This is a genomic window from Mycobacterium sp. 1465703.0, assembly GCF_001672975.1.
GTDB lineage: Bacteria > Actinomycetota > Actinomycetes > Mycobacteriales > Mycobacteriaceae > Mycobacterium.
On sequence record NZ_LZKU01000194.1, the window covers coordinates 19,258 to 29,050 of the forward strand.

Annotated in this window: 8 protein-coding genes; 4 read left to right on the top strand and 4 right to left on the bottom strand. The window is 64.8% G+C overall.

The annotated features are described in order from the left end of the window. Window positions 1–92: 92 nt before the first annotated feature. Both A5625_RS18065 and A5625_RS18070 read left to right on the top strand, forming a co-directional pair. Window positions 93–683 (top strand): MmpS family transport accessory protein, encoded by a 591-nt coding sequence (locus tag A5625_RS18065; RefSeq protein ID WP_066996851.1) that lies wholly within the window; start codon window positions 93–95, stop codon window positions 681–683. Continuing rightward, window positions 680–3,610: an RND family transporter gene (locus tag A5625_RS18070; RefSeq protein WP_066996823.1), complete on the top strand. Its 2,931-nt coding sequence runs from the start codon at window positions 680–682 to the stop codon at window positions 3,608–3,610. The genes A5625_RS18065 and A5625_RS18070 overlap by 4 nt, the downstream gene beginning before the upstream one ends. A 294-nt stretch (window positions 3,611–3,904) precedes the next feature. Here the strand turns inward: A5625_RS18070 and A5625_RS18075 are convergent, their stop codons facing one another. The 4 genes from A5625_RS18075 to A5625_RS18090 form a co-directional block, all read right to left on the bottom strand. Continuing rightward, the gene (locus A5625_RS18075; protein WP_066996826.1) at window positions 3,905–4,420 is read right to left on the bottom strand and encodes a DUF5078 domain-containing protein; all 516 of its coding nucleotides are present in this window, start codon (window positions 4,418–4,420) and stop codon (window positions 3,905–3,907) included. A gap of 79 nt (window positions 4,421–4,499) precedes the next feature. Further along, a complete protein-coding gene (locus tag A5625_RS18080) occupies window positions 4,500–5,411 on the bottom strand; it encodes a crotonase/enoyl-CoA hydratase family protein (protein WP_066996828.1) in 912 nt (303 codons plus the stop codon). Between the two features lie 7 nt (window positions 5,412–5,418). After that, window positions 5,419–5,730: a hypothetical protein gene (locus A5625_RS18085; protein WP_066996830.1), complete on the bottom strand. Its 312-nt coding sequence runs from the start codon at window positions 5,728–5,730 to the stop codon at window positions 5,419–5,421. A gap of 10 nt (window positions 5,731–5,740) precedes the next feature. Then, window positions 5,741–7,783: a prolyl oligopeptidase family protein gene (locus tag A5625_RS18090; protein WP_197516147.1), complete on the bottom strand. Its 2,043-nt coding sequence runs from the start codon at window positions 7,781–7,783 to the stop codon at window positions 5,741–5,743. Between the two features lie 66 nt (window positions 7,784–7,849). Here A5625_RS18090 and adh point away from each other — a divergent pair, with 66 nt between their 5' ends. Continuing rightward, window positions 7,850–9,373 (top strand): aldehyde dehydrogenase, encoded by a 1,524-nt coding sequence (gene adh / locus A5625_RS18095; protein ID WP_066996835.1) that lies wholly within the window; start codon window positions 7,850–7,852, stop codon window positions 9,371–9,373. Beyond that, the coding region (locus tag A5625_RS18100; RefSeq protein WP_066996838.1) for a DUF779 domain-containing protein at window positions 9,373–9,793 on the top strand (421 nt) is incomplete at its 3' end. The genes adh and A5625_RS18100, both read left to right, overlap by 1 nt.

Genomic DNA, 9,793 nt, shown 5'->3' on the forward strand with positions numbered 1-9,793 from the left:
GTGAAAACCGTCCCGGGCTCCCCGAGCGTCCGGGTCCGGAACCGACCGCGCAACCCCCTGCCGCAAACGGTATGGCGCTGGAGCCGGATAGCATGCGCCGCAGCGACGCCCGGGTGGAGGAGGACGGCGGCGGCCGAAGGGGGACTGCGGTGACTGAGCCAAGGACCGAGCCGTTGAAGACGCAGGGCAGCGCGGGCAACAAGACCGCCTCGCAGCGCACTAGGAAAAAGGGGTTTCTTGGGCGTTTCTGGCTGGTGCTCACGATCGCAGCCGTCGTCGCGCTGTCGGGATTCGTCGTATACCGGTTGCACGGCGTCTTCGGCGTTCACCGCGGTTCGTTCGGTGGTGGCACCTCGGGCGAGGTCCTCGACGAGTTCAACGCCAAGACGATCACGCTTCAGGTCTGGGGGCCACCGGGCAGCACGGCAACCATCAACTACCTCGACGAAAACTCCCATCCGCAGCAGGCCCTCAATGTGCCCTTGCCTTGGAGCAAAGTATTGAGTTCAACGAAGCCCGGCATCCCGGCAAACCTCGTGGCGCAAGGAGACGGCAGTTGGATCGCCTGCCAGTTCGTGGTGAACAAGCACGACGGGAGCGGTGACGTCATCAAGACTCCGAACCGCTCAGATCCCAAGCAAACCGTGAACGCCTTCGTCTATTGCCTGGACAAGTCCGCATGAGCGAGCCGGGCGAGGTTCCGCCGCGCGTCGATCAGCCGCTGATTCCGCCGTTCCTGCCGCGGATGATCCACCGGCTGGCGCTGCCGATCGTCCTGGTGTGGTTGGGCATCGTGTTCGTCACCAACACCGTGGCCCCGCAGCTGGAGGTCGTCGCCAAAACCCACTCGGTGTCGATGAGTCCGACTGACGCGGCGTCCTTTCAGTCGATGATGAAGGTCGGGTCGACGTTCAAAGAGTTCAACTCCGACAACTCGGCCATGATCTTGCTGGAGGGCGACAAGCCACTCGGGGCCGAAGCGCACCGCTACTACGACGAGATCGTCAGGCGCGTCGAGCAAGACAAGAAACACGTTCAGCACGTCCAGGATTTCTGGAGTGATCCGCTGACGGCGGCGGGTTCGCAGAGCCACGATCAAAAGGCCGCATACGTCCAGGTTTACCTCGCCGGCAACATGGGCGGCGGGCTGGCGAACGAGTCTGCCACGGCCGTCCGCAAGATCGTGGACTCGGTGCCCGCGCCGCCGGGAATCAAGGCATACGTCACCGGCGCGGGTCCGCTGTTCGCCGATCAATCCCACGCGGGTGAGAAGGGCGTAGCGAAGGTCACGCTCGTCACGTTCGTGGTGATCATCGTGATGCTGCTGTTCGTGTACCGGTCGGTGGGCACCGTTCTGATCATGTTGGCCATGGTGTTCATCGAGCTGGCAGCGGCCCGCGGTGTGGTCGCGACGCTCGGCAACTACGGCATCATGGGGCTCTCCACCTTCGCCAACAACATGCTGGTGCTGATGGCCATCGCCGCCGGGACGGATTACGCGATCTTCGTCGTCGGCCGCTACCACGAGGCCCGCGGTCTGGGCGAAACCCGCGAACAGGCGTTCTACACCATGTTCCACAGCACCGCGCATGTCGTGCTGGGATCGGGCCTGACCATCGCCGGCGCGATGTACTGCCTGAGCTTCTGCCGGCTGCCATACTTCCAGTCGCTGGGCGTGCCCTGTGCGGTCGGCATGCTGGTTGCGGTCTTGGCGGCTTTGACGCTGGCTCCGGCCATCCTTACGGTGGCCAGCTTCTTCAAGCTCATGGATCCGAAGCGCCTGCTGCAGACTCGAGGCTGGCGTCGCATGGGCACCGCGGTCGTCCGCTGGCCCGCACCGATACTCGCGGTGACCATCGGGGTTGCTTTGGTTGGTCTGCTCGCCCTGCCGGGTTACAAGACTGACTACGACAACCGCCACTTCCTGCCGGCGGACACCCCGGCCAATGTCGGTTATGCCGCCGCGGACCGGCACTTCGACCAGGCTCGGCTCAATCCTGAGCTGTTGATGATCGAGACCGATCACGACCTGCGGAACCCGGCCGATTTCCTGGTCCTGGACAAGGTCGCCAAGGCGGTCTTCCACATCCCCGGTATCGGCCGGGTGCAGACCATCACCCGGCCGTTGGGCACCCCCCTCGACCACAGCACTCTCGGGTTTCAGATGGGTGCGCAGGCCGCAGGGCGGATCCAGACCCAGCACTATCAAGACGAGCAGGCGGCGAACCTGCTCAAGCAGGCGGACGAGCTGCACAAGACGATGGCGACCCTGCATGAGCAGATGCAGGTCACCCAGGACCTCAGCAATACGACGCACGAAACCACCAGACTCACCAAAGAAACCGTGAAGATCACCGAGGCATTGCGCGACGACATCGCCAACTTCGACGACTTCTTGCGGCCGATTCGGAGTTACTTCTACTGGGAGAAGCACTGCTACGACATTCCGGTGTGCTGGGCACTCCGGTCGGTCTTCAATGCACTCGACGGCATCGACCAGGTGGCTGAGAACATCGTGAATCTCAGCGCGAATCTGGACAAGCTGGATCGGATCCAGCCGAAGCTGGTAGCGCTGATACCACCGCAGATCGAGAGCCAGCAGCGCAATCTCGACACCATCATGTCGAACTACGCGACCACCATGGGTCTCAACGAACAGGCGAGAGCGCAGTCGGACAACGCCACCGCCCAAGGCGATGCCTTCGACAAAGCGAAGAACGACGACACGTTCTACCTACCGCCGGAGGCGTTCAAGAGCCCGGATTTCACGCGGGGTCTCAAAAATTTCATATCGCCCGACGGGCGCGCCGTCCGGCTGATCATCTCCCATGAAGGCGACCCGGCGAGTCCTGAAGGCATCAAACACATCGAACCGATCAAGCAGGCCGTGCACGAGGCGATCAAGGGCACCCCCTGGGAGGGCGCCAAGGTCTACCTCGGCGGCACCGCCGCGACGTACAAGGACATGCACGACGGCTCCAACATCGACCTGATGATCGCCGGAATCGCCGCAGCCACTTTAATTTTCATCATCATGCTGGTGATCACCCGAAGCGTCGTGGCGGCCTTCGTGATCGTCGGAACGGTGTTGCTGTCGCTGGGCGCGTCATTCGGACTCTCGGTGCTCTTATGGCAGTACATCCTGGGCATGAAGTTGCACTGGATGGTGCTGGCAATGGCGGTCATCCTGCTGCTGGCGGTCGGCTCGGACTACAACCTGCTGCTGATATCGCGGTTCAAAGAGGAAATCCACGCCGGGCTTAAAACCGGGACGATCCGCGCGATGGCCGGTTCGGGTTCGGTGGTTACCTCCGCCGGTCTGGTGTTCGCCGCCACCATGGCCACGTTCATGTTCAGCCCGCTGCTGGTGATGGCCCAGGTAGGCACGACGATCGCGCTGGGCTTGTTGTTCGACACCTTGATCGTGCGGTCGTTCATGACACCGTCGCTGGCCACCTTGCTCGGGCGCTGGTTCTGGTGGCCGCAGCACGTGCGGCCACGGCCGGCCAGCACCATGCTGCGACCGTACGGAACGCGTCCCGCGGTGCGCGATTTGCTCCTCAAGAACGTCGAGGAGCACCCGGCGGGCGGATTGGTGCAACCGCGCTGATCTTACGTCGGGCGTGAGTGCCGAGATTGGCGCTGCGTTGGAGAACTGCGAATCGGCTTGAGGGCGTGGTTGGAACACTTCATGGGGAGAAGTGTCGATGCGGCATTCGCCTTTGATGTCGGCGCAACACCGGCTTACCAGATTGCCGAGGGCTCGGCAGTCGCGAGACGCAGAACTGCGCCACGACAGCTATTCCGGCCGCCAGGAATAGGCGAGCGGTTCGTGCGCTGATACACCCCGACGAGACGACGATCGGTCCCGGGCGCCGTCACCGTGTTACTGACTTACTGGACCCTAGCCTTGGGGGGGTTCGACCCTACCCTTGACAGGCCCTGGCCACCCAGGTGGACCAGTTGGCTCGGCCCAGTCCCACACCGCCATGTCGCCGGGCGGGTATTGGTTGCAGATGTCGGTGGCCTTGGCCACCACGCCCTTGTTGTTCCAGAAGATCTTCATGTGATTGGGCCAGGCCACCCACAGCGGATCGGACACCGGCGCATAGAAGTTCTCGGAGTAGTTCCGGCGGTCCTCCGGCGACAGCGAGTAGAACCAGTGCGCCTTGTCGATGGTCGCCTGCTGGACGTTCGGGTGGTTGTCGAAGTCGATCATGTAGCGCTGGTAGTACACCGGGCTGGTGTCCCGGGCGGCAGCCAGGATCTGCTCAGCGTCACACGTCGTGTTGATCATCCGGCGCGGGATCGGGAAGTCCTCCGTGGAGTCGGCTACCGCGGTCGACGGGAAAATCGCAGCGGTAATTCCCAGAGCAATGAACGCGGCGCCTGCACGCAGGCCAGTACTCAGCCGAGACATGGTGGTAACGGTAGCACTTTTTGGCTCGCCGGGAACAGTTCCCAGCTCACTGCCAGGATTTCGCTAGTGCACCTTATTATCAGGTGCGATCAGGGACGATGACGTGCGTCGGGTCGGGCCGCAGCTCCGGCGGGGCTTGACTGTAGTCCCCGAACGGGCCGTCGCGGCGCTCGACCGCGGCCCGCACGCCGTCGGCCTCGGCGGTCTTGATGAAGGCGAGCGCGTCGGGGGTATTGCGCATCAGGCCGTCGAGAATGCCGCCCAGCGTCTGGGTGGACGCCAGCCCCATGTTCTCGTAGGCCTGGTTGACGATCAGCTTCTGCGCCTGCAGTTGCGACAAGGGGATCTGCGCCAGCTCGGCGGCGATCTCGGCGACCCGCGCCTCCAGACGCTCGAACGGCACCGCCTCGTTGATCAATTCGATTTCGGCGGCCTGCACGCCGGTCAGCGGTCGCCCGGTCAGCGAGTGCCACTTCGCCTTGGCCAGGCTCAGCCGGTAGAGCCACATCCCGGTCAGATACGCCCCCCACATCCGGCTGTAGGGCGTGCCGATCACGGCGTCCTCGCTGGCGACGATGATGTCGGCGCACAGCGCGTAGTCGCTTGCCCCGCCCACGCACCAGCCGTGCACCTGTGCGATCACCGGCTTGGATGCCCGCCAGATGGCCATGAACTTCTGCGTCGGCCCGGTCTCGCGGGCGCTGACCATCGCGAAGTCCTTGCCGGGATCCCAACGCCCGTCGGTCATCATCGATTCGCCCCAGTGCTGGAATCCGCCGCCGAAGTCGTAGCCGCCGGAGAAGGCGCGCCCGGCGCCGCGCAGGACGACGACCTTGATCGCCGGGTCGCGCTCGGCGCGGCCGATGGCGGCCTCGATCTCGTCGGGCATCGGCGGCACGATGGTGTTGAGCTGTTCGGGCCGGTTCAGCGTGATCGTGGCGACCGGGCCGGCCGCGGTGTACAGCAGCGTCTCGAAGTCGCTGGTTGGCATAGCTTCCTTATTCGTCGGGCTGACGGTTTTCCGGCGACGACGCGTAGATCCGTCCACCGATCTTCAGGTATGGCGTGGTGAGGTAGGCCGAGAAGGCCACGATGGCGGTGAAGACCGCCGCCGCGAGGACACCGTTCGGCCAGAGCTGGCCGGTGCCGAACGCGAAGCAGACGATGCCGATGATCGCGGTCGCCCAGTAGAACCGCCGCCCGGCGCGACGGTGTTTGACGAAGCGATAGCGCGCTTGTGCGGCCGAAGCCAGGATGAAAATCAGTCCGGTCGCCAGCAGGGTGAGTTCGATGCGTTGGATCGCTGACACGTCGACGATCCTATGGCCGCCCGAGCATCTGCCATAGGAACGCGTAGGTCAACGCCGACTTGAACGCGACCTGCTCGTTGTCCGCCGCGCCGGCGTGGCCGCCCTCGATGTTCTCGTAGTAGAAGACTTGATGGCCGGCGGCCTCGAGCGCCGCGGTCATCTTGCGGGCGTGGCCTGGGTGTACCCGGTCATCACGGGTGGAGGTGGTCATCAGCACCGGCGGGTAGTGACGCGTCGCCGAAATGTTCTGGTAGGGCGAGTATTCGGAGATGAATTCCCAGTCGTCGGGGTTGTCCGGGTCGCCGTATTCGGCAACCCACGAGGCGCCGGCCAGCAGCAGGTGATAGCGCTTCATGTCCAGCAGCGGCACGCTGCACACCAGTGCGCCGAATCGCTCGGGGTACTTGGTCAGCATGATGCCCATCAACAGGCCCCCGTTGCTGCCGCCCTGCGCCCCGAGCTGTTCGACGGTAGTGATGCCACGATCCACCAAATCTGTTGCCACGGCGGCGAAATCCTCGGCTACTTTGTGCCGGCCGGCACGCATCGCCTGGGTGTGCCAGCCGGGGCCGTATTCGCCGCCGCCGCGGATGTTGGCCAGGACGTACGTTCCGCCGCGGGCCAGCCACAGCCGGCCCAGCACGCCGCTGTAGCCCGGTGTGTTCGACGATTCGAAGCCGCCGTAGCCGTAGAGCAGGGTGGGCGCCGGTCCGTCCGACGTGCCCGGGCCGCTGGGACGCACCACGAAATAGGGGATCGGCGTGCCGTCCAGTGACTTCGCGAAATTCTGTGTCACGGAGATGTTTTCGGCATCGAAGAACGCCGGGGCGGATTTGATCTGCTCGAGCCGGCCGTCGTCGGTGCCCCTCATCAGCCGCGAGGGTGAGTCGAATCCGCTGGAGTCCAGGAAGAATTCGTCGCCGGTGTCGTCGGCGGACACGACGACGGTGTTGGTTGCCGCGGGAATGCCGGTCAGCGGTTCACGCCGCCAGTCACCTGGCGTGACGATCTCCACACGGCTGGCCACGTCGGCCAGCGAGACGATGAGCAACCGGTCTCGGGTCCACGCGTAGTGGTTGAGGGCGGTGTGCTCGTCGGGTTCGAAAACAACCTGCAATTGCGCTGTGCCGGAGAGGAATTCCTGATAATCGGCGGCTAACAGCGAACCGGCGGTATAGGTCTCACTGCCCAACAACCAGTCGCTGCGCAACTCCACCAACAGCCACTCGCGGTGCAGGCTCACGCTGGCGTCGGTCGGCACGTCGATGCGGATGAGTTCGGAGCCGCGCAACTCATAGACCTCTTCGTTCCAGAAGTCCAAGGCCCGGCCGATCAGGGTGCGCTCGAAGCCGGCGACCCGGCTGGTGCTGGCCACCACGTTCACGTCGGAGTGCGCCCCCTCGAACACCGTCTCGGCGTCGGCCAGGGGGGTGCCGCGGCGCCACCGCTTGACCACCCGCGGATAGCCGGAATCGGTCAGCGAACCGGGACCGAAGTCGGTGCCGACCAGCACGGTGTCCGGGCCCTCCCAGCTGACCTGCGACTTGGCTTCCGGCAGCTCAAACCCGTCGTCGACGAATTTCCTTGTCGCCATATCGAATTCACGGACGATGGAGGCATCCGAGCCGCCCCGGGAGAGACTGATCAGCGCACGGGTGTATTCGGGGTAGATGACGCCGGCGCCGGCCCACACCCATTTCTCGCCGTCGGCCCGGCCCAATTCGTCGACGTCGATCAGCACGTCCCAGTCCGGGGAGTCGGTGCGGTAGCTCTCCAGCGTGGTGCGCCGCCACAGGCCCCGCGGGTTGGCCGCATCACGCCAGAAGTTGTAGAGGTATTCGCCGCGGCGGACCACATAGGGGATCCGCGCGTCGGTGTCGAGCACCTCCAGCGCCTCGGTGCGCATCCGCCCAAAATTGTCGTCGCGAAAGCGCGCCAGCGTCGGTTCGTTACGCGCCCGCACCCAATCCAGCGCCTCGTCGCCGGTGACGTCCTCGAGCCACAGGTAAGGATCGTCGTTGTCGGGCGATTCGGCGTGAGCGTGCGACGTCATGGAAGCCATTGTGGCTCCGGCGGTAGTGTGAGGTGAATTACATAGCCGAATGAGGGGTGAGAGCAGATGACTGTTTTCGCACGTCCAGGTTCTGCCGGGGCATTGATGTCGTATGAATCCCGCTACCAGAACTTCATCGGCGGCCAGTGGGTGGCGCCGGCGAAGGGCCGCTACTTCGAGAACCCGACACCGGTCACCGGCCAGACGTTCTGTGAGGTGGCCCGCTCCGACGAGGCCGACATCGACAAAGCGCTCGACGCCGCGCATGCGGCGGCCCCGGGGTGGGGCAAGACGGCACCGGCCGAGCGGGCGGCGATCCTGAACAAGATCGCGGACCGCATCGACGAGCACACCGCCGCGCTGGCGGTGGCCGAGGTCTGGGACAACGGCAAGCCGATCCGCGAAGCGCTGGCCGCCGACATTCCCCTCGCGGCCGATCACTTCCGGTACTTCGCCGGAGCGCTGCGCGCCCAGGAGGGCTCGCTGAGCCAGATCGACGAAGACACCGTCGCCTACCACTTCCACGAGCCGCTCGGCGTGGTCGGGCAGATCATCCCGTGGAACTTCCCCATCCTGATGGCCGCCTGGAAACTGGCGCCCGCGCTGGCCGCCGGCAACGCGGTGGTGCTCAAACCCGCTGAGCAGACACCGGTTTCGGTGCTCTACCTGATGTCGCTGATCGGTGACCTGTTACCGCCCGGAGTGATCAACGTGGTCAACGGCTTCGGCGCCGAGGCCGGCAAGCCACTGGCGTCGAGCAACCGGATCGCCAAGATCGCGTTCACCGGCGAGACCACCACCGGGCGACTGATCATGCAGTACGCGTCGCAGAACCTGATCCCGGTCACCCTGGAACTCGGTGGCAAGAGCCCCAACATCTTCTTCTCCGACGTGATGGCCAAGGCCGACGACTATCAGGACAAGGCGCTGGAGGGCTTCACCATGTTCGCCCTCAACCAGGGCGAGGTGTGCACCTGCCCGTCCCGCAGCCTGATCCAGGCCGACATCTACGACGAGTTCCTCGAACTGGCCGCGATCCGCACCAAGGCGGTCCGGCAAGGTGATCCGCTGGACAGCGAGACCATGCTGGGTTCGCAGGCCTCCAACGACCAATTGGAAAAAGTGTTGTCCTACATCGAAATTGGCAAGGACGAGGGCGCCAAGGTGATCACCGGCGGCGAACGCGCCGAACTCGGGGGCGACCTGTCCGGCGGCTTCTACATGCAGCCCACCATCTTCGGCGGCAACAACAAGATGCGGGTTTTCCAGGAGGAGATCTTCGGGCCGGTGGTGACGGTGACGTCGTTCACCGACTACGACGACGCCATCTCGATCGCCAACGACACGCTTTACGGCCTGGGAGCGGGGGTGTGGAGCCGCGACGGCAACACCGCCTATCGGGCCGGGCGTGACATCCAGGCCGGTCGGGTGTGGGTGAACTGCTATCACGCCTATCCCGCCCACGCCGCGTTCGGCGGCTACAAGCAGTCCGGCATCGGCCGGGAGAATCACAAGATGATGCTCGACCACTATCAGCAGACCAAGAACCTGTTGGTGTCCTACTCCGAGAAGGCCCAAGGGTTCTTCTGATGGTCGCGCCAGCGGGGGTGGTCATCACCGCTGCGGCCGCCGAGGTGCTGGCGCGGCTGCAGGCAACCCACGGTCCGGTGATGTTTCACCAGTCCGGTGGCTGCTGTGACGGGTCGTCGCCGATGTGCTACCCGCGTGGTGACTTCCTGGTCGGTGATCGCGACGTCTTGCTCGGCGTGCTTGACGTCGGGCCCGAGGCTTCCGACGGCGTGCCGGTGTGGATTTCGGGCCCGCAGTACGCCGCTCACTATCGGGACAAGCACACCCAATTGGTCATCGACGTGGTGCCCGGCCGCGGCGGCGGGTTCAGCCTGGAAGCGCCCGACGGGGTGCGATTCCTGTCCCGCGGCCGGGTGTTCACCGAGGAAGAACAGGCATCGCTGACCGTCGCGGCGGTGATCACCGGCGCCGACTATGAGC

Coding starts and splice junctions, on each gene's coding strand:
- A5625_RS18065 (WP_066996851.1), top strand. CDS start 93: ATGCGCCGCAGCGACGCCCGGGTGGAGGAGGACGGCGGCGGCCGAAGG.
- A5625_RS18070 (WP_066996823.1), top strand. CDS start 680: ATGAGCGAGCCGGGCGAGGTTCCGCCGCGCGTCGATCAGCCGCTGATT.
- A5625_RS18075 (WP_066996826.1), bottom strand. CDS start 4,420: ATGTCTCGGCTGAGTACTGGCCTGCGTGCAGGCGCCGCGTTCATTGCT.
- A5625_RS18080 (WP_066996828.1), bottom strand. CDS start 5,411: ATGCCAACCAGCGACTTCGAGACGCTGCTGTACACCGCGGCCGGCCCG.
- A5625_RS18090 (WP_197516147.1), bottom strand. CDS start 7,783: ATGACGTCGCACGCTCACGCCGAATCGCCCGACAACGACGATCCTTAC.
- adh (WP_066996835.1), top strand. CDS start 7,850: ATGACTGTTTTCGCACGTCCAGGTTCTGCCGGGGCATTGATGTCGTAT.